Origin of the sequence: Pseudomonas sp. (genome assembly GCF_030684895.1) — a bacterium.
In the GTDB taxonomy this organism is placed as follows: Bacteria; Pseudomonadota; Gammaproteobacteria; order Pseudomonadales; family Pseudomonadaceae; genus Aquipseudomonas.
Map to the genome: position 1 here is coordinate 36,937 of NZ_JAUXXP010000054.1, position 24,830 is coordinate 61,766.

Genomic DNA, 24,830 nt, shown 5'->3' on the forward strand with positions numbered 1-24,830 from the left:
TGCCTTCATGCCACTATGTTTCCCCATCGACACGGTGTTGGCCATTCTCAAGCGTTTTCCCCGTCCTGCCGATCCTCTGGAGCAGCAGGCGCTGGAGCGCTTGAGGACGATGGAAGCGCAGGAAGCCGACTCGCTCTGGGAACAGCTGTGCCTGAGAGTGCTGCTCAACCCTGTGTACCTAGAGGCGCTCTGGCCTGACGCCTGTGTGCAGCATCCGGAAATGCGCCAGCTCCTGCAACGCTTGCAGGAACGGCTTTGGGTGCCGGATGTCCGCGTGCAGACGGAGAACGACAGTGCTCAGTGGGTGCTGGAGCAGGGGGATGCCGAGCAGCACGACACCCTGATGCACCGCCTACTTGCTTACCTCAGAAGCGGCAACCCGAACGCCGGTACCCCCTTTGCCTTCCTGGCGCGCTACTACACCTGGCGTGACCTATTGGTGACGCAACTGGTTGCGCCCGAGCGCATCGATCTGGTTGATCGCGTTTTCGCTTTGCTGGATATGCAGAACAAGCAATGGGGCAAACCCTACTGCGGCGGATACGCCTACCAGGGCTATGCCCGAATCGGCATCGCCGGCGTCAAACCGACCGAGGAGCGCCTGGACGGCTACGCTTTTATGCCCTGGCTGAACGAGGGAATGAGCGTACTGGAGATCGGCTGCAACAACGGTTTTATGGCCATCGAACTGGCCTGCCGGGCGGGTCTCGTCGACGCGGTGGAATACAACCCCTTTCTCGTCGAGATCGGCCGTATCACCGCTGAAGCGCTGGGCCAGCACAATGTGAATTTCCAGGTCGCAGATTTCAGCAGCTGGAGGCCGAACCGGCGCTATGACGTGGTTCTCTCGTTCGCTAACCACTGCACCATCGACGGAAACCTGGCCGTCGAGTTCGAGAACTTCGTGGCCAAACTCTGGTGTTTGACGCAGGACGATGGCTGGCTGCTGTTCGAGAGTCACAATGTGTTCGGCGCAGGCACTGGCGCGGCAGGCGATGACGGTGACCTGGACCGCAAGTTCGACATCATGGAGCGTTACTTCGAACTGCAGGACTCCAAGATGACGCGGGCATTCGTGCCCAGTCAGGACATCGACAAGTTGTTTGTCGTGCTGCGTCGACGTCCAGAGGTGATCCCTTGCGTTCAGCGCTGCATGAACCTCCCGCAAGCTCGCCAGCTATACAGCTATCAGGGCGAGCCGTTCGCCTGAACCGGTCAGTCAGGTTCAGGCCTCGGGCAGGCTCAGCAGCGCAAGGTGCTTGAGCACCGGATGGATGACGTAATAGGTGTTGCCCTGTTCGGCATCTTGCTGCAGTACCACCGCCAACTCGCCGCTGGCCTGATAGCCACGCAGCACCTCCAGCAGCAGGTCGGCGCGGATCGCCGTGTCGTAGCGGCGGTCGATGTCGGTGCCCAGCGGCGGCGCCGGATAGCGCTTGCGGGCGAGTACCGGGCCGGTGTCGATGTGGGTGTCGAGCAGGATGGCGCTGGCGGCGCAAGTACCTTCCTCCAGCAGGCTGTAGTAGACGGTCGTGCTGCCACGGTATTCGGGTAGCCAGCCGCTGTGTACGTGCAGCAGCGGTATGCCCAGCTCGATCAGTGGCGGCTTGACGATCTGCCCGCCATAGCCGGAGAAGATCACCAGGCGCGGCGCCCGTTCACGCACGGCTTCGATGACCTGCTGATCGTTGATGTCGCGCGTTTCCAGATAAGTGACCGGTACAGCGCAGTCGGCCAGGGTGCGGCTGAGGGGGATACCCAGATCCGGCAGCAGAACCCCCATCAGCTCGCGGGCCGGCTCGCTCGGTGCCGTGCAGGCTGGCGCCGTCTCGCCGAGCAGCAACGCATGGGATGGCATCAGCCCGTGGGCGGCCAGGGTCTGCACGTAGGCCTGGCTGCGTGCGCTGTGTGCCGCGATCAGCAGAACGTCGTCGAGGTGGGTCATGGGGCGATCTTCACGTTGGCCTGCGTGGCAATACGAGTGACCCAGTCCTGCTCGGCGGCGATTAGCCAGGCGAGTTGAGCGCCCTGGGCCGGGGTCAGGCGCGGGTGGATCGAGATCAGGCTATCGATGACCTTGAGCAGGCCATTGAGGAAGGGCAGGGCGCCAGGCTGTTTGGCCTGATGTAGGCACAGTGCGGCGAATTGCAGGTAGAGATTCAGGTCGTCATAGCCGCTGTCGGCGACGGCCTTGAAATCGCTATCGTAGCGACGATGCAGGCGCTTGCTGACTTCGAAGCGTTGTAGCAGGCGTTCGGCCAGACGCCGCTTGCCGGGCGCATCCGCGGCCGCATGCAGCAGTTCGGCCAGCAACTCGGCTGTATCCTGAGTTTTTGCGCCGTGTTTGGGGGCTACCGGTAACGGTACCACGCGCGCTGACGGTAACTCCTCCAGTGCTGCCTGACGGCTCGCGCGCCAGGCCGGGAAGAAGGCCGCGCCGTGGTACTGGCTGTAGAAGTAGGTGTTGCGTTCTTCGAGCCGATCACCCTGGCTATAGGCGTAGTCGATATCGCTCATGCCACCGATCCCTGTGCCCGTTGGAGGATGTCACGTGCCAGTTCGGCGATGTCGGCCGAATGGCTGGTATCGATTTCCAGATCGGCTGCGGTGGGGGGCGGGAAGGGAATGTCCACGCCCACCATGTCGCTCATCTCGCCGGCCAGCGCCTTGCGGTAGAGCCCCTTGGTGTCGCGTTCGACCAGCGTCTGCATGGGTGGATTGAGGTAGACCTCGTAGTAGTGGCGAAAGCGCGTACGGTTCAGCTCGCGCAGATCCGGAAAGACCGACAGGATGCTGCACACCACGTTGATTTCCTGCGCATCGAGCCAGGTGCACAGTTCGAAGATGCGCTCGGCGTTGAGGCGTCGCCCAGCCAGGCTGTAGTCCGCAGCCTGGGTGTCCTGGCGGAAGATGCGCCGAACTTCGTCGCCATCCACCAGCAGGGTATTGGGCGTCTGCAGCTTCCATTGGCGGGTTATTTCGCGTCCGAGCGTGGTCTTGCCCGAACCGGACAGGCCGATCAGCCAGATGACCATCAGCCTCTCCCTGCCAGGGAACGGGCGCTGTTGGCGATTGCCACGGCGGCGACCTGGCCTGCATAACCGTAGAATGGCGCGAAGTAGTACTGGCTGAGGGTCTTGCGGATCGGCCGCTGGGCCTCCCACAGGCGGGCATCCTCCAGCAACTCTTCGAGACGGCCGCTGTGCTGGGCGCCAAGGTGCGGCAGGTACTTGCGCAGCCAGATGTCCGAAGAGTCCTCACCCATCAACGGGTCGGCCTCGGCATTGGGTAGGTCGAGCAGCAGCACGTTGCGATCAGTGTAGATGCCGCCGAAGGCAGAGCCGCCGTAGTCGCACAGCAGGAAGTCGGCAAGCTGGAACAGTTCGACGTTGTCGATGTGTTCGCGGATCACGCAGGCAAAGCGCTCCAGCTCGCGCATACGCGCTGGCTCTTCGGTGATGGTGATCGGGTGTGGTTTGACGATCACGTTGTAGCGCGCCTGTAGACGTGCGACGGCAGCGGCGAACAGGTCTATCGAACTTAGCGTGCTCCATGTCGGCAGCCACACCACGGTCTGGCGGCCGGGGTCGAGCTGCAGCTCGGTCAGCCGCGCAGGGCAATCCAGCGGCTGATTGAAGAAACGATCGAAGCGCGGGTAGCCCATCTGAATCTTCAACGTGTCGTGGCAGAACTCCAGATGCTCAGCCTGATAGGGGCCGAAACAGAGGATGCTGTCGTACACCTGGTTCCAGGGCTGGAAGTTCCAGCCGGCCTTGCCGTTGGCGTACATGAACCTTAGGTTGTAACGGCCAATGGACTTGGGCAGGTAGGGCGAGTCGGGGCCACGCAGGTAATGCTGTGGGAAGTTTGACACCAAGGTGGTGTAGCGTTCCTTGTTGGCGAGCATTTCGCGAGCGTCGCGCCACGGTAGCCGGTGCTGCTGGCAACCGGCGACCACTGCGTCGATGTCCTGCTGCGTCTTGCCGGTGACGGCGATCTCCACACTGCCTGCCGGCAGATGCTGCCAGACCGCGTGATAGTGATTGAACATCTCAGGGTTGTGAATCAGGAAACCGAAGCGTTCGAGTTCTCTAGCCATGCCGTCCAGTCCTGGCGATTACCAATGCGCCATGTTACTGGAAATTAACCGGTGGTTGAGACGCTTCTTCCGTGACGCCTTAGGCTAGGCTTGCTACGCTCGAAACTTCTCCCAAAGGCAGTGCATACATGGCATCGATCCATCCGTCCGCGGACGTCAAAAGCCAATCGATCGGCGAGGGCACCTCTGTCTGGCAGTTCGTGGTGATCCTCGCGCAGGCGAGCATCGGTCGTGACTGCAATATCAACGCCCACTGTTTCATCGAGAACGATGTGATGCTTGGTGATCGGGTTACGGTGAAATGCGGCGTGTATCTGTGGGATGGTCTGCGTGTCGGCGACGATGTCTTCATCGGCCCCAATGCCACCTTCACCAACGACCGACTGCCGCGCTCCAAACAATACCCCGAAAGCTTCTCGCAGACCGTGATCGAGCGCGGGGCCTCCATTGGTGCCGCGGCTGTCATCCTGCCCGGCCTGACCATCGGCGCTGGTGCCATGGTCGGCGCCGGCGCGGTGGTGACCCGCGACGTCCCCGCGCGCGCGCTGGTGGTTGGCAACCCTGCACGTATCGTGCGTTACCTGGATGAGTGACATGTTTCCTTTTCTTGATCTGGCCGGGATCAACCGGCGCGATGAAGCGGCATTGACCGAGGCGTTTCAGCGGGTGTTGCGCTCCGGCTGGTATGTGCTCGGCGCCGAGGTCGCCGCATTCGAGGCCGAGTACGCGGCTGCCTGCGGAGTGACGCATGCCATCGGCGTGGGTAACGGCTTGGATGCGCTGACCCTGATCCTGCGAGGCTATCGGCAGCTGGGGCGTCTGGTGGAGGGTGACGAGGTGATCCTGCCTGACAACAGCTTCATCGCCACTGCGCTGGCTGTCAGCGAAGCTGGGCTCACTCCGGTGTTGGTGGAGCCCCATGTGGACACGTTCAACATTGATCCAGCCGCTGTGGAGGCCGCCATTAGTCCGCGCACACGTGCGGTCATCGCCGTACATCTATACGGGCGTCTGGCCGACATGCAGCGCCTGCGTGCGATAGCTGATCAGCACGGTCTGTTACTGATTGAGGATGCGGCTCAGGCACATGGTGCGGTAGACGCCCAGGGGGGGGCGGCTGGCGCTCTCGGCGATGCGGCGGGCTTCAGCTTCTTCCCGGTGAAGAACCTCGGCGCGCTTGGCGATGCCGGTGCATTGACCACCAGCGACGATGCGCTGGCCGAACAGGTGCGTAAGCTGCGCAACTACGGCTCCAGCCGCAAGTACGTGCACGAACTGCAGGGCGTCAACTCGCGCCTGGACGAGTTGCAGGCCGCGCTGTTGCGGGTGAAATTGGTGCGCCTGGCCGACGATGCCCAGGCGCGACGTGACCTGGCAGCGCGTTACCTGGCTGGGATCGACAATTCGCACCTGCATTTGCCTCAGGCTCCGCAGGTGCCCGGCAGCCATGTCTGGCACCAGTTCGTCCTGCGTTGCGAACAGCGAGAGGCCTTACAGGCTCATCTCGAACGCAATGGCGTGCCGAGTCTGATCCACTATCCGATCCCCATCCATCGCCAGGCGGCCTACGCCGAGTTCGCCGATCTGGATCTGCCACTCTCGCGATGCCTGGCTGGCGAGGTGCTCAGCTTGCCGCTATACCCGGGGATGGCGGACGAGTGGGTCGAGCAGACCATCGAGGCATGCAACGCTTTCAGCGTCTGAAGAGAAGGTGGTTCGAGTTTTGCTTCGGAGCTACAACACCCTATCAATCATGTTTTCTTGACGCAGTAACTGCATGGGGCTCGGTTACCTGGGTGTGATCGAGAGGCAGCTAGGAACGGGTTTCACCAGCGTATTTGGAGCGCTCTATGTCTCTTCAGCACTGCAAGATCATCGACCTGCCGATCATCGAGGATCGGCGCGGTAATCTCACCTTCATTGAGGGTGGGCGACACATTCCCTTCGACATCCAGCGCGTGTACTACCTCTATGATGTACCCGGCGGCTCTCACCGCGGCGGCCATGCGCACAAGGGGCTGCATCAGTTGTTGATCGCCATGTCGGGCAGTTTCGACATTCTGCTGGACGATGGGCGAACCAAGTTTAAGTACCACCTCAATCGTTCCTATTACGGGCTCTATATTCCGCCAATGATCTGGCGCGAGATCGACAACTTCTCCAGTGGTTCGGTGTGCATGGTGCTGGCGTCCGAGCACTACAGCGAAGACGACTACTTCCGCGACTACGACCAGTTCTCCCTCGCGGCCAACTGCAAGTAAGCCTTCGCCGTCGCATGCGGTCGCCATGGTCCGGCTGGCCGGTTTTTACTTTTTTTGATCGGAGTTTTCTGCATGCCCCAGGGAAGTCATCTGTCAGACGCAGTGGTCAGCGCCAGGGTCGTTCCTGCTAGGAGCGCCAAGGGTTGTGCCGATCTGGCCGAGCTGGCTGCTGCCGAGAGCTGGTCGCCAGCGCCGCTGGAGATGGTGGGGTTCTCCCTGCCTGAGAGCGTGCGCCAGGCTCGGCAACGCATGCTGGCGCAGTACCGCGGGCGTTTTCATAGCGTGCGCCTAGTCGCTGGCATGGCCGGTATTGGCGACATCGCCCATGGCGAGTATGTCTGCGATGGTGTCTACGACAACCTCGGGCGGTTGAATAACGCCTGGTACGAAAAGCACGGGTTGCGTCTCGATGACAGCGGTGCCTGCGAATTCTTCAGTGGTAAGGGCGAGCCGTTGCAGGTGGCCAGTGCCATTAGCTTCTTCGGCTGGGAAAACGGTAACTATGCGCACTGGCTGAGCGAGAAACTCGGGCGTTTCTACTGGATCGAACAGGCCGATCTGCCGCAGGATACCGTTGTACTGGTCGAGGCCGGCTTGCCTGCCTCTATCATGGACGCTCTGGCCTTGTTCTGGCCGCGCGAGCGTACGGTCTGTGTACAGCCGGGGCGCGCCTGTCAGGTGGACGTGCTGCATCATTTCTCCGACGCCGCCGATATCTGGGAGCCGCGTGCAGGCTACGTCTATCGCGGTGACGAATATCATCTCTATCCGCCGGCCATCGCCTGGATGGCCAACCGGGTCAGGGCCCGTTGTTCTGCGCTCGATGGCCGGGACAGGGCCTATCTGATCCGACCGCCGGGCGGTAACGGCCGCACCATCGTCAATCAACAGGAGCTGATCCGCCAGCTCAATGGCGAATGCTTCCAGGCCTTTCAGCCGGAGGTGCGCGATTTCGCCTCGCAAGTGCGTGCGCTTGCGGGCTGCGAACTGGCGATTCTGGGCTCTGGTGCGGCGGCCGCCAACCTTCTATGGATGCCCCGGGGCGGCACGCTGGTTATGCTGATCCAGGACAACCCGCAGATGTGGTACTGGTTCTTCCACGCCCTGGCCGCTGCCGTGGGGGTGCGCCTGGTCTATCACCCCGTCAAGGGATTGCCTGGCACCCACAGCGTCGTCTACCACTGGAACGTGGAAATCCCCATCGAGGCACTGCGCCAATGGCTGGCTCAGGATGCGCAGCGCGCCAGCCAGGGGCAGCCGGAGCAGCCGGAGCAGCCGCTGGGCGTCGCGACTCTGCAGGGTGAGCTCGCAGGGCGGCGCCGTAGAACGTTGCCCGAACCGCTGCCTGCCGAGCCGCAGGAAGAGGGCGTCGACGTCACCGTAGCGGTGATGTCCTACAACAACGCCGCATTCCTGGCCCAGACCATCGATTCGATCCTGGCCCAGGAGGGTGTGCGGCTTGAGGTAGTGGTCTACGACGACTGCTCGAAAGATGACAGCCTGGACGTGCTGAAACTTTATGCCGGCGAGCCGCGCCTGCATTTCGAAGTTAACGCCCAGAACCTCGGCATGACCGGTAACTACAACAAATGCGCGGCGGCTGGACGCGGGCGTTATGTGGTGGTGCTGGGTTCCGATGACGTGCTCTACCCAGGTCACCTTGCCTCACTGGTCGAAGCCATGGATGCCAGTCCGCAGGCTGCGCTGGGCTATACCCAGTGCTACTGGATCGACGAGAAGGGTGTGCGGCAGCAGTACGCGGACCACCCGGGGCACCGGCGCGCATCCTATTGCGGTGGGCGCGACGAAGTGATTGATCTGCTGTGCTTCGACAACTACATCACGCCTTCTGCCGCCATGTTGCGCCGTAGCTCGCTGCACCTCGTCGCACTGCCAGAAGGTGGCATCCACCGCCACGACATGCTCGCCGGCGACTGGGAACTGTGGATTCGCCTGGCTCATGTGGCGCCCGACTTTGTCTTCCTGCGTCAGCCCAGCGTCGGCTACCGAGTACATGGTGGGCAGATATCCAAGAGCTTCTATGGCAGCGACCGACCGCTGCGTGAGCACACCGAAATTCTCGAGCTGTGCTTGGATGACGCGGCGACCCGCGTGCGCATGCGGGACGCCGCGCAACCTATCTGGCAACTCTATCGTCAGCGTATCGAGGCCTACTCGGCGGAGTTCAGGGCGCCGCTGCAAGTGCGCATTGATGCCATACGCCGCGCGCTGCTGGAACAGAGTGCCGATGATTCGGTCGCGCAGTGTTTGTTTTCCATAATTCTCACCACCTACAACCGTCCCGATCTGCTGAAGGATGCTCTGGCAAGCGTTGGCAGCCAGACGCTGTGCGATTTTGAAGTCATCCTGATCAACGATAATGGAGAGCCGGTTGAGCACCTGCTGGCGGTCTACGACTTCCCCATCACCTATATCCGTCAGGGGCGCAATCAGGGCCTGTCGGCCGCGCGTAACGCCGGTCTCAAGCAGGCGCGCGGACGCTATGTCGTCTATCTCGACGACGACGATATATACCTGCCCAATCACCTGGCCGTGCTGGCTGAGGCCTTTGAACAGCATCCGGGCAGCGTTATCTATACCGGCGTCGAGTACGTTAACGAAAAGCTGGAGAACGGCCAGCGCATCGAGCTAGGCCGTGGCCAGCCGTTCAAGCACGAGGTGTTTGATCGCGACCGTCTATTTACGCAGAACTACATCCCGGTCAATACCTGGGCGCACCCGCGCAGCATGCTAGGTGAAGTCGGCGAATTTGATACTGGGCTGGCTGCGTTCGAAGACTGGGACATGCTCCTTCGTCTGGCCACGCGCTACCCCTTTGTCCATGTGCCGGTTGTGACCAGCGAAGTTCATACGCGCGAGCAGAGCACCAGTGACGATCACATGCTGGGTCGGGAGCGGAAGAACTTCCCGGCGCTCTATCAACTGCTGTATCAGCGTTACCCCGGTTCGGACAGTGAGGTATTGACGCGTGAGCGCGGGGATATGCTGCAGCGTTTGGGTATCTCGGCAGACAGATGTACTGATGTTCCCACCCTGCAGCGTTGGCTGGCGGAGCGCCTGCCAACCAAGACGGAAAACCGCTTAATTAATCAGTACCTGCAAGAACATGACGGCGGACCGCTGATCGGCATCATCGTGCTCGATCTGGATGGGCAATCAGCGCTGTTGATGCAAACCCTGAAGAGCCTGATCGGCGAGCGCTGCCTGTATGCCACCCTGAAGATCGTGGTGCTGACCAGTAGCGCTGATGTACCGAAGACCTCTGCGGGGGATAAGTTGCACTTCGTTCGATTGAGCGACGCAAGCCTGGCAGCACAGATTAACCACGTAGTGAGTGAAAGCGATTTCTCCTGGTTCATGTTGGCCCGCGCCGGCGATGAGTTCACCCCGAGTGGCTTGATGGTCGCAGGGCTGGAGCTGGCGGCAAATCCGGAGTGCCGTGCAATTTATGGTGACCAGTTGCAGCGCTTGCCTGATGGCAGTCTGGGCGGGGCATTTCTGCCGAGCTTCAACCTGGATCTGCTGCTTAGCTTCCCACTGGTCATTGCGCGGCACTGGTTGTTCCGGCGTGATGTGTTTCTGGCTGTCGGTGGTTTTGATGCGCAGTTTGCCGAAGCCCTGGAGTTCGACTTGCTCACCAGGCTGATTGAGGCACAGGGTCTGCTTGGGCTGGGGCATGTTGATGAGCCACTGCTGATCACCGATGCGCCTGCGCTGCGGGATAACCCAGATGAGCGGCGAGTGATTGAGCGTCATCTGGCCCAGCGCGGTTATCAGGCGCGGGTTATTCCAGGGCTACCTGCACGTTACCGCATCGATTACGGCCATTCGAATACCCCGCTGGTATCGATCATCATCGCTATTGACGCCTCTTTGGCCTGTCTGCAGCGCTGTCTGGAGAGTCTGCTCGAGAAAACCCGTTACGCACATTACGAGATTCTGTTCGGTGGCCACGATGCACTGGATGCGGATACTCAAGTGTGGTTGCAGGGTATTGCCGGTCTGGCTGATGCCCGGCTCAGGGTTGTCTCGGCGGGCGATATCGTCCAGGCCCAGAACCAGGCAGCCATGGCCGCTCAGGGTGAATACCTGCTGCTGTTGTCTGCTGAGTCGGTGGCGGTGAGTGAAGTCTGGCTGGACGAGCTGCTCAATCATGCGCAACGCCCTGAAGTCGGTGTTGTTGGCGGCAAACTGTTGAGCGGCGATGGACGTATTGATCAAGCCGGCTTACTGCTCGGGTTGCGGGGGCCTGCTGGCCGGGCATTCGCCGGTGAGGCAATGAACAGTGCGGGCTATCTGCAACGCCTGCAGGTCGATCAGAACTACAGCGCCGTGAGTGATGCCTGTCTGATGGTGCGCGCCGACATCTTTCGTCAGCTCGGCGGGCTGGATACCACGCTGAATGCTTACCGCGATGTCGATTTCTGTCTGCGGGTACGTGCTGCGGGCTACCTGACCGTATGGGCTGCCCATGCAGTGCTGATGCATGAACATGTATATCGAGAGCCCGATGTGGCCGAGCAGGACGCTCTCTACGAGCGTCACCTGGCCGACATTGCGCGTGACCCTGCCTATAACCGTAATCTGGCGTTGAGTGGTCGCGGTTTTGATCTGGAAGTCGACTCTGGTCTGACCTGGCGCCCACTGAGCTGGCGCCCGCTGCCAGTGGTGCTGGCGCATCCTGCGGACCCCTTTGGTTGTGGTAACTACCGTGTGATCAAACCGTTCTCGGCGCTTAAAGAGAGTGGTATGGCTGATGGCATGATGTCTATCGGGCTGTTGCAGGTGCCGGACTTGGAGCGCCTTGACCCGGACGTGATCGTGCTGCAGCGCCAGATCGGTGACGAGCGCCTGGACGCCATGCGCCGCATCAAGAAATTCTCGCAGGCATTCACCATTTATGAGCTGGATGATTACCTGCCCAACCTGCCGCTCAAGAGTGTGCATCGTCCGCAGATGCCGAAGGACATACTCAAGTCGCTGCGCAAGGGGCTGAGCTTTGTTGATCGCTTCACGGTATCCACTGCGCCGTTGGCTGAGGCCTTTGCCGGGTTGCATGGCGATATTCGGGTAGTTGAGAACCGCTTGCCGGTGGATTGGTGGAGCGGCCTGTCGTCCATGCGGCGGCGAGGAAGGAAGCCTCGGGTCGGTTGGGCGGGTGGCGTTAGCCACACCGGTGATCTGGAATTGATCACTGATGTGGTCAAGGAGCTGGCAGGTGAGGTCGAGTGGGTGTTTATGGGCATGTGCCCGGAAGTAATCCGTCCTTACGTGCATGAGATGCATGTGGGCGTTGCAATTGATCTGTACCCGGCCGCATTGGCCAACCTGGATCTGGACCTTGCTTTGGCTCCGGTCGAGCAGAATCTGTTCAATGAATGCAAAAGCAACTTGCGTCTTCTTGAGTACGGCGCTTGTGGCTTCCCGGTTATCTGCAGTGATCTGGTGTGTTACCAGGGGGCGTTGCCGGTAACCCGGGTGAAAAATCGCTTCAAGGACTGGGTCGACGCAATTCGCATGCACATCAGTGATCTGGACGCGAGTGCCAGGATGGGTGATGAGCTGCGCCGGCAGGTGCAGCACGGCTGGATGCTCGACGGGGAAAATCTTGAGGTGTGGAGAGCCTCATGGTTGCCTGATTGATGCCGACAAAGTGCTAGCGAGGGTTCAGGTTGAAGGAATGGGCTGTTTTTGTATGTGAAGAACTCGGTATTTGCCGTCGGGATGTCGGCAGATACCAAGTTTTTCTCGGCTTTGCTGCTTAAGTAATTGTTCTGTTTGTGGAAAAAAAAATAGAACGAGTTGCTAAAGCTGCTCCTAAGGCCGCCGATATAAAGATCGAATGCGAACTTTATGGGGCGTCTGAGCAAAGCAGGCCCGAAGCTCGCAGGCTCAGACAATCTCAGTAGCACGGTCCTTTGGAGGCAAACACCATGGCCCTTACAGTCAACACAAACGTAGCGTCACTCAACACTCAGCGTAACCTCAATAGCTCATCCAAAGGCTTGGATACTTCGTTGCAGCGCCTGTCCACAGGCTTCCGCATCAACAGTGCCAAGGATGACGCCGCCGGCTTGCAGATTTCCAACCGTCTGACCAGCCAGATAAACGGTCTGAACGTTGCGACCCGTAACTCCAACGACGGCATCTCCCTGGCGCAAACCGCTGAAGGTGCACTGCAGCAGTCGACTGGCATTCTGCAACGTATCCGTGACTTGGCCCTGCAATCGGCCAACGGTTCTAACGGCGCCACTGAGCGTGCAGCCCTGCAAGGCGAAGTGTCGCAGTTGCAACAAGAACTGAACCGTATTTCTGAAACCACCAGCTTCGGTGGCCGTAAGATTCTCGACGGCTCCTTCGGTTCGCAAAGCTTCCAAGTAGGTGCTAACGCTTACGAAACCATCAGCGTATCGATCGGCTCCGCTGCAACTGACCGTATCGGTATCAACCGCTTCACCACCGATGGCGCTGCTGCCACTGCTACTGCTTCTGGTGCTGCCTTCAGTGCTACATCAGGCAGTGCCTACGGCAGTTCTTCGTTCAACGTCAACTCCAAACTGTCTGATGGTGATGTAGCCATCGCTGGTGCAGCCAGCGGCTCGGCGAGTGAAGTGGCTCGTGCAATTAACTCCAAGAGCGATGAAACCGGCGTCACGGCCAACGCCAGAACTGTAGCCACACTAGGTGGTATTACTGCCTCGGGTACTGTTTCTTTTGATCTGTCCGGCCTGACCAGCAAGTCTCTTGCAAAAGACGCTACTTCTGTTTCTGCAGTAGTCAGTGACCTGAGTGATCTGTCTGCTCTGGCTGATGCAATCAACCGCGAAACTGGCAAGACTGGTATCTCCGCAGTGTCTAAAGGTAGCACCATTGAGCTGGTTAGCTCCCGTGGTGATGCCATCAGCATCAGTAACTTCGCAGGCTCCGGCGGTGCTACGCTGCAAGCGAAGAGCTTCGATGGGAAGACTGATGTGGGCACTGCTGCAACTATCGTTACTGGCGGTGGTGCGCGTGCAGACGGTCAAGTTCAACTCGAAGCTGCTGATGCCTTCAGTGTGAATGGCTTGACTGGTGGTTTGGGTACTGATGGTTTCAGTGAACTGAATGCGGTGAATACCATCGATATCAGTACGGCAACAGGTGCACAGGACGCTCTGGGTATCATCAACGGTGCAATTTCCAACATCGATAGCCAGCGTGCCCAACTCGGTGCTGTTCAAAACCGTTTCGAGAACACTATCTCGAACCTGCAGAACATCTCTGAGAACTCCTCTGCTGCTCGCAGCCGGATTCGTGATACTGACTTTGCTGCTGAAACCTCGGAGCTGACCAAAAATCAGATCCTGCAGCAGGCCGGTACCGCGATCTTGGCCCAGGCTAACCAGTTGCCACAGGCTGTACTCAGCCTGCTCGGCTAAGGGTAAAGCGCTAGACTGCGGGGAGAAGGGCTTAGCTCTTCTCCCCGTTCCCTCATTCTGAGGAGAAAGTTATGGACATTGGTTCTATTCAAGGTTCGTCTGCATCCACCGCTGTTGCTTCCAAAGCAGAGCGTGCGCCAAATGCCTCTGCCAAAGTTGTGGCTGATGCTGTTGAGCGTAAGCCTTCTGAAGACGCTGCAACCGGTAGTGCCACAAAGGTTGAAAATGGCTCCGCGGCCTCTCGCGAAGAGGTCGAAGCTGCAGTTGCGACGATTCAGGACTTTGTCCAATCGGTACGTCGTAGCCTGAATTTTTCCCTCGAAGAGGGCAGTGGGCGTGTCGTGGTCAAGGTGACTGATGCAGGGTCGGGTGATGTGATCCGGCAAATTCCTTCTGAAGAAGCGCTGCAGTTGGCAGAGAATCTTTCGGAGGTTCGTAGTTTGTTATTCAAAGCTGAGGCCTAGCCAACAAGGTTGGCACAGCTTTTGACTGTTAACGCTTATCTAGCGTGTTGCAGTCATTATTTTGGCGAGGTGAAGCATGGTCGGGATTACGGGCATTGGCTCAGGAATCAAAATCGACGAAATCGTCACAGCGTTGGTCAATGCCGAAAGGGCGCCAAAGACCAGTCAGTTGGACCGTCTCGAGAAGACCACCGTTGCGCGCATCTCGGCCGTGGGCTCGCTAACCAGCGCGCTGAATACCTTCAAAACTGCCGTCGACTCGCTGAATAAGGCTTCCTTGTTCGAGTCGCGAACGGCGAGCTCATCCAACACCAGTGCCCTTAAGGTTACTGCCGCAACCACTGCCCCTGCAGGCAACTACAACGTTCAGGTCAAGCAGTTGGCGACCAGCAGTAAGGTAGCGCTGCAGTCGGTTACTGGTGGCAACACCGCCACATTTAATAGCGGCGTGCTTACTATTTCTGCGGGCAGCTCGAGCTTCAACGTCAACATTACTTCCAGCAATAACACCCTGGCCGGTATGCGCGACGCAATCAATGAAGCCGGCAAAAGCAGCGGTGTGAGTGCCACGATCATCACCGATGATTCAGGTTCGCGGCTGGTTCTGAGCTCCACCAAGAGTGGTGCTGGCAATGACATTCAGGTCGTGGCCAACGAAGACAATGTGACGACTGGAGCCAACGTGTTGACGTCTCAGGCGTTTACTCCAGCGGTTGACCCCGGCAATGCCGATGCCTTCCTTAAACCCAACTCCACTACGGGTGCTGGTGGTGTTATCACCAAGGCCCAGTCGGCCAAGATATCCATTGATGGTTTGGAATTGGTCCGCGACACTAACCGTATTGAGGACGCACTAGAGGGCGTAACGCTTGATCTCACTGCGGCACAGAGCTCTACAGATTTGGCCGATGGCAAAACCATCAGCGTCACTGTTGGGGTCGATAAAAGTGGTGTGAAAACCAACCTGCAGAAGTTTGTTGATGCTTACAACGCGTTGATCAGTACGACTTCTCAGCTGACAGCCGTTGTGCCGGTCGATGGCGGTAAGCCGGTAACGGGCCCTTTGCTCGGTGACTCATCTATTCGCAATGTGCTGTCCAGCTTGCGTAATGAAATGGTCAATATGACTGGTGAGGGCGGGGTTCGTGCACTGGCAGATTTGGGGATTACGTCTGATTGGAAAACTGGTCAGCTCAAGATTGATGACACAAAACTAACTAAAGCGTTGGACGGCAATTTCGATCAGGTTGCCGGTTACCTCGCAGGCGATAATGGACTGATGGGGCGTCTGTCCAAATCTGTTGGCTCATATGTGGGAGCCACGGGTGTGCTTAAGCAGCGTACTGATGCATTGCAGGTTACCAAGCAGAGTGTCGATGAGCAGCGCAAAGTATTGGCTGTTCGGGTCGAGAGTCTGCAGACGCGTCTTTATGCTCAGTACAACGCTATGGACTCCCTTGTCGGCCGGCTAAAACAAACCAGCGAAAGCCTGGCCAATCAACTCGCCAGCCTGCCAGGTTTCGTGAAAAAGGATAAGTAATGAGCAAGAAGCCGATTGATACCTACAAACAGGTCAATACCAGCCACGATGTTTCGCCCTATCGCACTGTTCAACTGCTGCTTGAGGGGGCGTTGCAAAGGGTAATGTTGGCCAAGCATGCACAGGTTGAGGGGGATGCCGAGATTCGCGGCATGGCCGTTGGCAGCACTATCACCATCCTCGGCGTATTGCAGGCGAGCTTGGACAAAGAGTTGGGCGGTGAAATTGCCGAGAACCTGGATTCGCTCTACGACTACATGACGCGCCGGTTGGCCGGTGTAGCGCTCGACAGTACGCCGCGTACTCTGGATGAGGTTCAGGCGCTGCTTGAGCAGATCAAAAGCGCTTGGGATGCCATCGGCCCAGAGGTTGAGCCGGCTGTAGGAAACTGATTTCGTTGCTAAAGCTTTGCTCTGTAGCGCCGATACCCAAGGTATCCAGCAAACAGAACAGCGAGAACAACGATGAACGCGATGGCGGCCCTCAAGCAGTATCAAACCGTCAACACCCAGGCGCAGGCTATTGAAGCCAGCCCGCATCGGCTGATCCAGATGTTGATGGAGGGTGGGCTCACCCGTTTGGCCCAAGCTCGTGGTGCCATGGAGCGCAATCAAGTCGCCCTCAAAGGCGAGCTGATCAGTAAAGCCATCGGCATCATTGGCGGCTTGCGCGAAGGTTTAAATCTGGAGCAGGGCGGTGAAGTGGCTGCCAATCTGGATAGCCTGTATGAGTACATGACTTCGCGTTTGGTTGAAGCCAATGTGCAGAATGAAACTGCGCCGCTGGATGAAGTCGCAGGCCTGCTGCGTAATGTAAAAGCTGGCTGGGATGCCATCGCTGAGTGATGCTGTTTCCCGCCTGAGGAATTGTTTATGAGTTCATCCGTGCAGCGTCTAGAAGAAACCGGTAGCGCGTTGCGTACTGCTTTGGCTACTCAGGATTGGGCCGCCATTGGCGAGCTAGATCTGCAGTGCCGCCAGGCTGTTGACGAAGCCATGGTTGAGTCTGCCGGCGATGAAGAGACTCTACGTGCGCGTATGCAGGAGTTACTGGATCTTTATCGCGAGCTGGTTAGCGTTTGCCAGGCCGAACAGCAGCGCTTGGCTCATGAGCTTGTACAACTGAATCAGTCGCAACAAGGCGCCAAGGTTTACCAGCTGTTTGGTTGATTGGCGTTTTCGGTCGGTGCTGCCTAGTATCGACCCTCTGGCATTTGTCTACGTTCTGCTCCGATATTCCCCCTTCTTTGTTAAACAGCTGCTTAGTCTGCTTGGCGGACACAATAAAAAGCACGCCATAAAATTGACTATTAACAAAAAATTGACTTAACTAGTGGCCAGTTGCCGTCGCTGGATTGAGCGGTATTTGGGCGGCGGGCGCGTTTTTCACTCCAGGATCAGTAAATAAAATTATGTGGCGTGAAACCAAAATCCTCCTGATTGACGATAACAGCGAGCGCCGTCGTGACTTGACGGTGATCTTGAATTTTCTCGGTGAAGATCATCTGGCCAGCGATAGCCAGAACTGGCGTCAATGCGTCGCGGAGTTGGCGTCCAGTCGTGAAGTGCTCAGCGTGGTGCTTGGCGAAGTGAAAGCCAAAGGTGGCGTGCTGGACATGCTCAAGCAGCTGGCGGCCTGGGATGAGTTTCTGCCGACGCTGCTGATCAACGATCAGGCCGCTGCCGAGTGGCCGGAAGAGCAGCGTCGTAGCGTGCTGGCGACGCTGGAAATGCCAGTGAGCTACAACAAGCTGCTCGACTCTCTGCACCGCGCTCAGGTTTACCGCGAGATGTATGACCAGGCCCGCGAGCGCGGGCGGCAGCGCGAGACCAATCTGTTCCGTAGTCTGGTCGGCACCAGTCGGGCCATTCAGCAAGTGCGGCAGATGATGCAACAGGTGGCTGATACCGAGGCCAGCGTGCTGATCCTTGGCGAGTCAGGCACGGGCAAGGAGGTGGTTGCGCGCAATCTGCATTACCACTCCAAGCGCCGTGAGGCGCCTTTTGTACCGGTTAACTGCGGCGCAATTCCTGCTGAGTTGCTTGAGAGCGAGTTATTTGGCCATGAGAAAGGCGCGTTTACCGGTGCGATCACCAGCCGGGCGGGGCGTTTCGAGCTGGCCAACGGCGGCACGCTGTTTCTTGATGAAATCGGCGACATGCCGCTGCCGATGCAGGTGAAGTTGCTGCGCGTATTGCAGGAGCGCACCTTCGAGCGGGTGGGTAGCAACAAGACCCAGAGCGCCGATGTGCGGATCATTGCTGCCACGCACAAGAATCTCGAGAAAATGATCGAGGACGGCAGCTTCCGTGAGGATCTGTATTACCGCCTTAACGTCTTCCCGATCGAAATGGCCCCGCTGCGCGAGCGCATCGAGGATATTCCGCTGCTGATGAATGAGCTGATCTCGCGCATGGAGTTCGAGAAGCGCGGTTCCATTCGTTTCAACTCGGCAGCGATCATGTCGCTGTGTCGGCATGACTGGGCGGGTAACGTGCGCGAGTTGGCCAACCTGGTCGAACGCATGGCGATCATGCATCCCTATGGCGTGATTGGCGTGGGCGAGCTGCCGAAGAAATTCCGCCATGTCGATGATGAGGACGAAAGTCTGGTTGCCAGCCTGCGTGACGACCTGGATGAGCGCGCGACAATTCTGGCCGGTCTGCCGGGTGTGGATTCGATGGCCATGCTGCCGCCCGAAGGCCTGGACCTGAAGGATTACCTGGGCAACCTTGAGCAGGGCTTGATTCAACAGGCGCTCGATGATGCCAGTGGTGTGGTGGCGCGGGCGGCTGAGCGTTTGCGCATTCGTCGCACCACCCTTGTCGAGAAGATGCGCAAGTACGGCATGAGTCGACGTGATGATGAGGGGCTGGACGACTGACCTTTCTGTAACAGGCAATCGTCAGTGACTTGGCGCCTGCCCCTTCAATAAAGCCGAAGGTTTGACGAAATCTTCGGCTTTGTTTTTTACAGCATTGATTTAAAAGGATATTTTTTCAGGCACGGGTATTGCTATCTCTCTTGCAACTGACTGTCTTATGACGGCTCGCTGCGCGAGAGAGAACCATGAACGCTAACGCCCAACGCCCTGAAGAATCCGAAGCGCCCGCTCCCGTGGAGCAGGCCAGCCGTGCCGGGCTCGAACAGGCCTTTGCCTTGTTCAATCAGATGTCTACCCAGCTCAGTACCAGCTACAGCATGCTGGAAGCACGGGTGACTGAACTCAAGGGCCAGTTGGCCCTGGTCAGCGCCCAGCGTATGCAGGAGCTGGCCGAGAAAGAGCGTCTGGCTCACCGTCTGCAGAGCCTGTTGGATCTGTTGCCTGGCGGGGTCATCGTCATTGATGGCCAGGGCGTGGTGCGTGAGGCCAACCCGGTGGCGCGTAATCTGCTCGGCCAGCCGTTGGTGGGCATGCTCTGGCGTCAAGTCATCGCGCGCAACTTTGCCCCGCGTGAGGATGACGGCCACGAAATTTCCCTGAAGGATGGCCGGCGCCTGTCGATTGCCACTCGTTCTTTGCATGCCGAACCTGGCCAGTTGGTGCTATTAACCGACCTGACAGAAACCCGGCGCTTGCAGGATCAGCTGTCACGCCACGAACGGTTATCTGCCTTGGGCCGCATGGTTGCTTCTCTGGCTCACCAGATTCGTACGCCGCTCTCGGCTGCATTGCTCTACGCCAGTCACCTGACAGAACAGGTGTTGCCAGTTGAACAGCAACAGCGCTTTGCTGGCCGTCTGAAAGAGCGCCTGCACGAGCTGGAGCATCAGGTGCGCGACATGCTGATCTTTGCCCGTGGCGAGCTGCCGCTGCCGGATCGTCTGGCGCCCAAGGCACTGTTCGATGCGTTGCGCAGCGCCGCCGAACCCCATGTGCTGGATATGCAGGTGCGTTGGCAATGCGACAGCCGCGCCGGCGAGTTGCTGTGCAACCGCGACACCCTGGTCGGCACCGTGCTCAACCTGATCGAAAACGCGATTCAGGCCGGCGGCCGTGAAGCGCGTTTGAAGATCCATCTGTATCAGCGCGGTGAAACGCTGCGCCTGTGCATCAGCGACAACGGCCCAGGCATCGACAGCGCGACGCTGGCGCGGCTTGGCGAACCCTTCTTTACCACCAAAACCACCGGCACCGGGCTTGGCCTGGCCGTGGTTAAGGCAGTGGCGCGCGCCCATCAGGGCGATGTGCAGCTGCGTTCGCGGCCGGGGCGTGGCACCTGCGCCATTATCACCTTGCCGCTGCTTGGTGCTACGCACCCTTTGATTCAGGAGTAACCATCCATGGCGAGCAAAATTCTATTGGTCGAAGATGACCGCGCACTGCGCGAGGCACTGGCCGATACCCTGGCGCTGGGTGGGCATGATTACCGCGCGGTGGACTGCGCCGAAGCGGCGCTGCTGGCGATTGCCGAAGAGCCGTTTGGCCTGGTGGTCAGTGACGTGAACATGCCCGGCATGGATGGCCACCAGTTGCTCGCGCAGATTCGTCAGCGCCAGCCGCAACTGCCGGTGCTGCTGATGACTGCGTTCGGCGCGGTGGAGCGCGCGGTAGATGCCATGCGCCAAGGTGCAGCGGATTATCTGGTTAAACCATTTGAGCCGAACGCTTTGCTGACGCTGGTTGATCGGCATGCGTTGGGCCGAGTCTCGGTCAGCGAGCAGGACGGTCCAGTCGCCGAGGAACCCGCCAGCGTGCAATTACTGGCCCTGGCCACGCGGGTGGCGCAGAGCGATTCCACGGTGTTGATCACGGGCGAATCCGGTACTGGTAAAGAGGTGCTGGCGCGCTTTATCCATCAGCAGTCGCCACGCGGCAGCAAACCCTTTATCGCCATTAACTGCGCGGCGATTCCGGACAACATGCTCGAAGCCACGCTGTTCGGCCACGAAAAGGGCGCATTTACCGGGGCAATTGCCAGTGCGCCGGGCAAGTTCGAACTGGCCGAGGGTGGCACCATTTTGCTCGACGAAATTTCTGAAATGCCGCTGGGATTGCAGGCCAAGCTGTTGCGCGTGCTGCAGGAGCGTGAGGTGGAGCGGGTTGGCGCGCGCAAGCCGATTACCCTGGATATCCGCGTGCTGGCTACCAGTAACCGCGACTTGGCTGCAGAGGTGGCGGCGGGGCGCTTCCGTGAAGACCTTTACTACCGATTGTCGGTGTTCCCGCTGGCCTGGCAACCGCTGCGTGAGCGCCCGGCGGACATCGTGCCGCTTGCCGAGCGTCTGCTGGCCAAGTACGTGAAGAAAATGAACCACGCGCCGATTCGTCTTTCCCCGCAGGCGCAGATGAGCCTGATGAGCCATAGCTGGCCGGGCAATGTGCGTGAGCTGGATAACGCCATTCAGCGTGCGCTGATTCTGCAGCAGGGCGGGCTGATTCAACCGCAGGACCTTTGCCTGCTGGCACCTATTGGTTCGGCCGTTACGCCGCCTGCACAGCCGCTGTTGGCGGTGGTGGTCAATAGCGCACCTGCGCAGCAAGACACCTCGCCGGCAGAGGCCGGTGCCTTGGGTGATGACCTGCGTCGGCATGAGTTTCAGATGATCATCGATACCCTGCGCGCCGAGCGCGGCCGGCGCAAGGAAGCTGCTGAGCGCCTGGGCATCAGCCCCCGCACCCTGCGCTACAAACTAGCGCAGATGCGTGATGCCGGGATGGATGTGGAAGGTTATCTGTTTGCCAGCTGAGCCCCGGGTTGCACGAGCACTCGAGATCAGGCGTAGGGTGGATGACGCTTTACCCATCCACCAACAGAGGCCTTATGGTGGATGAAAAGAGCGTCATCCACCCTACAGCTCGCGCATTTCAGCCTGCGGCTCTCATCCTCGATATTTCCCCGGATTACATCAGGGCTACGTCTCTGCTTAATCCTTCCACGGCATGGGCGCACCCAGCAGGCGGCCCATGGCGCCGTATAGCCCCAGCTCTTTGAGCACCGCCAGCTCACCCTCGGTTTCCACCATCTCGGCAATCAACGGCAGGTCGATGCTGTTGGTAGCGCGGAACACCGCCTCAATAAACATGCGCTTGTCGCTTTCCTGATCGATGGCGCGGATATAGGTGCCATCGAGTTTCAGGTAGGCCAGGCCCAGGTGGGTGAGGTTGCCGATCAGGCTGAAGCGCCCGCCGAAGTGCTGCAGGCCGAGGCTGAAGCCGGTGTCACGGATGCCCTGGCTAAGCGCTTCCAGCTCGGCCGCCGGTGGCAGATGACGTTCGTCCACTTCCAGGGTCAGCAGGCTGGCCTGCTGTGGGTGCTGCCTGAGGATGTCGAACATACGCTTGAGGGTTTCGTTGTCGCGCAAGGTCGCTGCCGACAGGCTCAGGGCCAGTGGCGCAGCATGCTGGCTCAGGTGCGCCAGGCTGTGTTCGAGCATGGCCAGGTCAAAGCGCGCGGTCCAGCCCAGGCGTTCGATCCAGGGTAGGAAGCGCCCGGCGGCAATGGCCTCGCCTTGTGGGTCAAGCAGGCGCGCCAGCACCTTGTGGTGCAGCAGCCGGTTACGATCCGCGCATTGCGTGACGGGCTGGAAATACAGCTGCAGCTTGCGCTTGTTCAGCGCATCGTCGATCCAGGTACGCCATTCATGCAGGCCCTGGGTCGGCTGGGCGTTGTAGTCGTCCAGGCGCACCCAGTCGCGGCTTGGGTCGTTCTGCGCTTGCGCCAGGGCCTGATCGGCACGGCCGATGACCTGGACGGGTTCTTCACCCGGGCGGAAGGCGGCAATGCCCATATGTGCCACCGGCGTACAGTCGCTGGCGCCGGTCTGGCGCAAGCTTTCCAGTCCGGTGTGCAGCTCGCCGGCGAGCAGGTCGGCTTCTTCGCTGCCAATGCCAGGGGCCAGGAGGCTGAATTCGCCACCCCGGCTGCGTGAGGCCAGCCAGTCCGAGCGGTTGGTCTGGTTGAGCAGGCGCTTGAGCAGCTCGCCGATGGCGGCAATCAGCGCGTCGGTCTGCTGACCGCCGAGGCGCTGATTGAGTCCGCCGAGGTCATTGACCCGCAGCAACAACAGGTAGCCTTCGGCGTTTTGTTCACTGACCACTAACTGATGGGCCAGGCGGATATCGAACAGGCGGCGGTTGGCCAGGCCGGTGATGCTGTCCTGATAGGCTTCTTCACGCAGTTTTTCGCTGCGCGCGGCCTCTTCAGCAAACAGGGTTTTCAGTTTTTCCACCATCTGGTTCATGGCGGTGACGACGCGTTTAAGCTCCGGGGTGCGCGGCACCTTGGGCAGGGTAAGGAATTCGCGGCGGGTGATGGCCTGGGCTTGCTGCACCATGTTGTCCAGCGGGCGCAGCTGGGTGCGCAGCAGCCAACCGCCGAGCACGGCGCTGACCAGGCCGCAGAGCAACAGCCAGACCAGGCTGCCGATGGCGCTGTCCCAGAGTTTGGCCAGGGCGAATTGCGGGTTGCTGAGCACCTCGACCCGCGCGGCCTGTTCCCAACCGCGCATGATCAACGCATCGCCGCCCTGGGGTTGCAGATCAACCAGCTCGCTAAACCAGACCGGTACGGTTTCCGTAATGGCGTCGTCGTTGCGCCGTTCGACAATCACCTCGTCATTGGGGATGCGCACCACGCGGATGCTGGTGAAGTAGCCGCTGTCGAAGATCGAGCTGACCATCAGTTCGATCATTGCCGGGTCATCCACGTGCGGGGTCATCGACAAGCCCAGCGCGGTTGCGGCGTCCTGGGCGTGGGAGCGCAGCTGGCTGAGCAGTTGCTCGCGCGAGCTTTCCACCCCGGCGATAAAACTGCCGGTAAAGGCCACTACCAGGAACAGGCAGATGGCGAGAAATAGCTGCTTGAGTAGAGACATAGGTTCCTCCTAGCCTTCGCCGATGGCGAAGCCCTCCGTGCGCATTTTTTTCAAGATGTCCTGCCAGCGCGAGAGCTTTTTGGTATCGCTCTTTTTGCTATTGGAACCTGCGAGATAGAGCCCTTCGGCATTAAATGCATAGACCGGCAGCAGGTCTTTGCGCTGCGAGGCGGGTTTTATTTCATTGATCAGATTGTCCAGCACCAATGGCTCGGCGCCGGGGCTGGCGTAGTAGGTCAGCACCATATGCGCCTGGTTGTAATTGAGCGCCTTGACGTAGGTGATACGCAGTTTGTCGCTGGGGATGCCAAGGCGGCGCAGGGTGAAGTACTTGGCGATGGAATAGTCTTCGCAGTCGCCGGCGCCCTTGATCAGCATCTCGATGGGCGTGGCCCAGTAGTCGTTCTGCTTCCACAACTGGATATCGTCGACAAAGCGGATCTGCCGATTGAAGAAGCGGTTGACCTCGGTGAGCTTGTCTCTTTCGCTGCTATTGGCGCTGGCCTTGATTTGCGCTTCCCAGGCCTGGATGCGCTGCTTGGCTGCGCCGAGGTTGCCGTAACGGCTTTCGGCATTCTGCAGGATCACGCCGAAGTCCCAGTTGGCCAGGGCGCTGGCCAAACCGATCAGCAGGATGCAGCCGCCCAGCAACGTTCGGTTGAGGCGCTTGAACCATCCATGAGTGAGCTGACGGGGTGGCATGTACCGCGCCTCGGCCGGAGATTGGGAAAGTCTAGGTGGTGCTGCTGATTTTTGCCGCGCTGAATATACCGAATGTCGGCAGGTGTGTTGCTTAGGGTTTGACCAGGGTTTTCTGTCTAAGGATGTACAGGCTGACCAGTACCGCGCTGGTCAGCATAAAAGCCCTGGCCCAGAACAGCGGCACCAGGTAGCACGACAGGCCGATGCTCAGCCACATCAGGCTGATGGCGTAGACTTTGCCCTTGAGCGGAATGCCCTGACCTTCGAGGTAGTCGACAATCCACGGGCCAAGCTGGCGATGATTGACCAGCCACAGGTAGAAGCGCTTCGAGCTGCGCATAAAACAGGCGGCAGCCAGCAGCAGAAAAGGCGTGGTGGGCAGCACGGGGAGGAAGATGCCGATAACCCCCAGCGCCACGCTCAGCCAGCCGATGGCCAGCAGAGCGAAGCGAATAAGCGGGTTGCGCTGCTCTTTAACAGGCGGCAGCGGAATCTCACGCGCCATGG

The 24,830-nt window shown here is 59.5% G+C and carries 21 protein-coding genes; 14 read left to right on the plus strand and 7 right to left on the minus strand.

Annotation, left to right across the window (positions count from 1 at the left end; translation table 11 throughout):
• The first annotated feature begins 7 nt into the window (after positions 1–7).
• Positions 8–1,210, plus strand: a complete 1,203-nt coding sequence (locus Q8M42_RS12090) for a bifunctional 2-polyprenyl-6-hydroxyphenol methylase/3-demethylubiquinol 3-O-methyltransferase UbiG (RefSeq protein WP_304870018.1) — start codon at positions 8–10, stop codon at positions 1,208–1,210.
• A 15-nt stretch (positions 1,211–1,225) separates the two neighbouring features.
• On the opposite strand, the gene Q8M42_RS12095 is transcribed toward Q8M42_RS12090, so the two are convergent.
• Genes Q8M42_RS12095 through Q8M42_RS12110 form a run of 4 tightly spaced genes read right to left on the minus strand, consistent with a single transcriptional unit; the run spans position 1,226 to position 4,099 of the window.
• Positions 1,226–1,945, minus strand: coding sequence for a formyltransferase family protein (locus Q8M42_RS12095; protein WP_304870016.1), 720 nt, complete (start codon positions 1,943–1,945; stop codon positions 1,226–1,228).
• On the minus strand, positions 1,942–2,517 hold the full coding sequence (locus Q8M42_RS12100; RefSeq protein WP_304870014.1) for a hypothetical protein: 576 nt from the start codon (positions 2,515–2,517) through the stop codon (positions 1,942–1,944). The genes Q8M42_RS12095 and Q8M42_RS12100 overlap by 4 nt, the downstream gene beginning before the upstream one ends.
• Positions 2,514–3,035: an adenylyl-sulfate kinase gene (locus Q8M42_RS12105; RefSeq protein WP_304870012.1), complete on the minus strand. Its 522-nt coding sequence runs from the start codon at positions 3,033–3,035 to the stop codon at positions 2,514–2,516. The genes Q8M42_RS12100 and Q8M42_RS12105 overlap by 4 nt, the downstream gene beginning before the upstream one ends.
• Positions 3,035–4,099: a CDP-glycerol glycerophosphotransferase family protein gene (locus tag Q8M42_RS12110; RefSeq protein WP_304870010.1), complete on the minus strand. Its 1,065-nt coding sequence runs from the start codon at positions 4,097–4,099 to the stop codon at positions 3,035–3,037. Before Q8M42_RS12110 ends, Q8M42_RS12105 begins: the two co-directional genes overlap by 1 nt.
• 128 nt (positions 4,100–4,227) lie before the next feature.
• Between Q8M42_RS12110 and Q8M42_RS12115 the strand changes: the two genes are divergently transcribed.
• The 13 genes from Q8M42_RS12115 (at position 4,228) to Q8M42_RS12175 (ending at position 21,494) form a co-directional block, all read left to right on the plus strand.
• Positions 4,228–4,692 (plus strand): acyltransferase, encoded by a 465-nt coding sequence (locus Q8M42_RS12115; protein WP_304870008.1) that lies wholly within the window; start codon positions 4,228–4,230, stop codon positions 4,690–4,692.
• A gap of 1 nt (position 4,693) precedes the next feature.
• Positions 4,694–5,803 (plus strand): DegT/DnrJ/EryC1/StrS aminotransferase family protein, encoded by a 1,110-nt coding sequence (locus Q8M42_RS12120; protein ID WP_304870006.1) that lies wholly within the window; start codon positions 4,694–4,696, stop codon positions 5,801–5,803.
• Between the two features lie 146 nt (positions 5,804–5,949).
• Positions 5,950–6,360: an FdtA/QdtA family cupin domain-containing protein gene (locus tag Q8M42_RS12125; RefSeq protein ID WP_304870004.1), complete on the plus strand. Its 411-nt coding sequence runs from the start codon at positions 5,950–5,952 to the stop codon at positions 6,358–6,360.
• A 72-nt stretch (positions 6,361–6,432) separates the two neighbouring features.
• On the plus strand, positions 6,433–12,024 hold the full coding sequence (locus Q8M42_RS12130) for a glycosyltransferase (RefSeq protein ID WP_304870002.1): 5,592 nt from the start codon (positions 6,433–6,435) through the stop codon (positions 12,022–12,024).
• A 290-nt stretch (positions 12,025–12,314) separates the two neighbouring features.
• Positions 12,315–13,799, plus strand: a complete 1,485-nt coding sequence (locus Q8M42_RS12135; RefSeq protein WP_304870000.1) for a flagellin — start codon at positions 12,315–12,317, stop codon at positions 13,797–13,799.
• Between the two features lie 71 nt (positions 13,800–13,870).
• Positions 13,871–14,263 carry a flagellar protein FlaG gene (locus tag Q8M42_RS12140; RefSeq protein WP_304869998.1) on the plus strand — a complete coding sequence of 131 codons (393 nt, stop codon included), beginning with the start codon at positions 13,871–13,873 and terminating at the stop codon, positions 14,261–14,263.
• A gap of 76 nt (positions 14,264–14,339) precedes the next feature.
• The gene (gene fliD, locus Q8M42_RS12145; protein WP_304869996.1) at positions 14,340–15,803 is read left to right on the plus strand and encodes a flagellar filament capping protein FliD; all 1,464 of its coding nucleotides are present in this window, start codon (positions 14,340–14,342) and stop codon (positions 15,801–15,803) included.
• Positions 15,803–16,195, plus strand: coding sequence for a flagellar export chaperone FliS (gene fliS, locus Q8M42_RS12150; protein ID WP_304869994.1), 393 nt, complete (start codon positions 15,803–15,805; stop codon positions 16,193–16,195). Before fliD ends, fliS (Q8M42_RS12150) begins: the two co-directional genes overlap by 1 nt.
• A 72-nt stretch (positions 16,196–16,267) precedes the next feature.
• Entirely contained in the window at positions 16,268–16,648 is a 381-nt protein-coding gene (gene fliS / locus Q8M42_RS12155) for a flagellar export chaperone FliS (RefSeq protein WP_304869993.1), read from the plus strand.
• Positions 16,649–16,675: 27 nt separating this feature from the next.
• Positions 16,676–16,972 (plus strand): flagellar protein FliT, encoded by a 297-nt coding sequence (fliT, locus tag Q8M42_RS12160; RefSeq protein ID WP_304869991.1) that lies wholly within the window; start codon positions 16,676–16,678, stop codon positions 16,970–16,972.
• A 242-nt stretch (positions 16,973–17,214) separates the two neighbouring features.
• Positions 17,215–18,687, plus strand: a complete 1,473-nt coding sequence (locus tag Q8M42_RS12165; protein WP_304869989.1) for a sigma-54 dependent transcriptional regulator — start codon at positions 17,215–17,217, stop codon at positions 18,685–18,687.
• A 185-nt stretch (positions 18,688–18,872) separates the two neighbouring features.
• Positions 18,873–20,081: a PAS domain-containing sensor histidine kinase gene (locus Q8M42_RS12170; RefSeq protein ID WP_304869987.1), complete on the plus strand. Its 1,209-nt coding sequence runs from the start codon at positions 18,873–18,875 to the stop codon at positions 20,079–20,081.
• 6 nt (positions 20,082–20,087) lie between these two features.
• Positions 20,088–21,494: a sigma-54 dependent transcriptional regulator gene (locus Q8M42_RS12175; RefSeq protein ID WP_304869985.1), complete on the plus strand. Its 1,407-nt coding sequence runs from the start codon at positions 20,088–20,090 to the stop codon at positions 21,492–21,494.
• Positions 21,495–21,671: 177 nt separating this feature from the next.
• Here Q8M42_RS12175 and lapD read toward each other — a convergent pair whose 3' ends face one another.
• The 3 genes from lapD to Q8M42_RS12190 all read right to left on the minus strand — a co-directional run bounded on the left by lapD (position 21,672) and on the right by Q8M42_RS12190 (position 24,828).
• A complete protein-coding gene (gene lapD / locus Q8M42_RS12180) occupies positions 21,672–23,621 on the minus strand; it encodes a cyclic di-GMP receptor LapD (RefSeq protein ID WP_304869983.1) in 1,950 nt (649 codons plus the stop codon).
• 9 nt (positions 23,622–23,630) lie between these two features.
• The gene (gene lapG / locus Q8M42_RS12185) at positions 23,631–24,323 is read right to left on the minus strand and encodes a cysteine protease LapG (protein WP_304869982.1); all 693 of its coding nucleotides are present in this window, start codon (positions 24,321–24,323) and stop codon (positions 23,631–23,633) included.
• A gap of 91 nt (positions 24,324–24,414) precedes the next feature.
• Positions 24,415–24,828: a YbaN family protein gene (locus Q8M42_RS12190; RefSeq protein ID WP_304869980.1), complete on the minus strand. Its 414-nt coding sequence runs from the start codon at positions 24,826–24,828 to the stop codon at positions 24,415–24,417.
• Positions 24,829–24,830 lie beyond the last annotated feature (2 nt).

Excerpts from the sequence above, each read along its gene's own strand:
- Q8M42_RS12165 (WP_304869989.1), top strand. The coding sequence starts at position 17,215 with ATGTGGCGTGAAACCAAAATCCTCCTGATTGACGATAACAGCGAGCGC.
- Q8M42_RS12130 (WP_304870002.1), top strand. The coding sequence starts at position 6,433 with ATGCCCCAGGGAAGTCATCTGTCAGACGCAGTGGTCAGCGCCAGGGTC.
- fliS (WP_304869993.1), top strand. The coding sequence starts at position 16,268 with ATGAACGCGATGGCGGCCCTCAAGCAGTATCAAACCGTCAACACCCAG.
- Q8M42_RS12090 (WP_304870018.1), top strand. The coding sequence starts at position 8 with ATGCCACTATGTTTCCCCATCGACACGGTGTTGGCCATTCTCAAGCGT.
- Q8M42_RS12170 (WP_304869987.1), top strand. The coding sequence starts at position 18,873 with ATGAACGCTAACGCCCAACGCCCTGAAGAATCCGAAGCGCCCGCTCCC.
- Q8M42_RS12105 (WP_304870012.1), bottom strand. The coding sequence starts at position 3,035 with ATGGTCATCTGGCTGATCGGCCTGTCCGGTTCGGGCAAGACCACGCTC.
- lapD (WP_304869983.1), bottom strand. The coding sequence starts at position 23,621 with ATGTCTCTACTCAAGCAGCTATTTCTCGCCATCTGCCTGTTCCTGGTA.
- fliT (WP_304869991.1), top strand. The coding sequence starts at position 16,676 with ATGAGTTCATCCGTGCAGCGTCTAGAAGAAACCGGTAGCGCGTTGCGT.
- Q8M42_RS12100 (WP_304870014.1), bottom strand. The coding sequence starts at position 2,517 with ATGAGCGATATCGACTACGCCTATAGCCAGGGTGATCGGCTCGAAGAA.
- Q8M42_RS12095 (WP_304870016.1), bottom strand. The coding sequence starts at position 1,945 with ATGACCCACCTCGACGACGTTCTGCTGATCGCGGCACACAGCGCACGC.
- Q8M42_RS12115 (WP_304870008.1), top strand. The coding sequence starts at position 4,228 with ATGGCATCGATCCATCCGTCCGCGGACGTCAAAAGCCAATCGATCGGC.
- fliS (WP_304869994.1), top strand. The coding sequence starts at position 15,803 with ATGAGCAAGAAGCCGATTGATACCTACAAACAGGTCAATACCAGCCAC.
- Q8M42_RS12175 (WP_304869985.1), top strand. The coding sequence starts at position 20,088 with ATGGCGAGCAAAATTCTATTGGTCGAAGATGACCGCGCACTGCGCGAG.
- Q8M42_RS12135 (WP_304870000.1), top strand. The coding sequence starts at position 12,315 with ATGGCCCTTACAGTCAACACAAACGTAGCGTCACTCAACACTCAGCGT.
- lapG (WP_304869982.1), bottom strand. The coding sequence starts at position 24,323 with ATGCCACCCCGTCAGCTCACTCATGGATGGTTCAAGCGCCTCAACCGA.
- Q8M42_RS12110 (WP_304870010.1), bottom strand. The coding sequence starts at position 4,099 with ATGGCTAGAGAACTCGAACGCTTCGGTTTCCTGATTCACAACCCTGAG.
- Q8M42_RS12120 (WP_304870006.1), top strand. The coding sequence starts at position 4,694 with ATGTTTCCTTTTCTTGATCTGGCCGGGATCAACCGGCGCGATGAAGCG.
- Q8M42_RS12140 (WP_304869998.1), top strand. The coding sequence starts at position 13,871 with ATGGACATTGGTTCTATTCAAGGTTCGTCTGCATCCACCGCTGTTGCT.
- Q8M42_RS12190 (WP_304869980.1), bottom strand. The coding sequence starts at position 24,828 with ATGGCGCGTGAGATTCCGCTGCCGCCTGTTAAAGAGCAGCGCAACCCG.
- fliD (WP_304869996.1), top strand. The coding sequence starts at position 14,340 with ATGGTCGGGATTACGGGCATTGGCTCAGGAATCAAAATCGACGAAATC.
- Q8M42_RS12125 (WP_304870004.1), top strand. The coding sequence starts at position 5,950 with ATGTCTCTTCAGCACTGCAAGATCATCGACCTGCCGATCATCGAGGAT.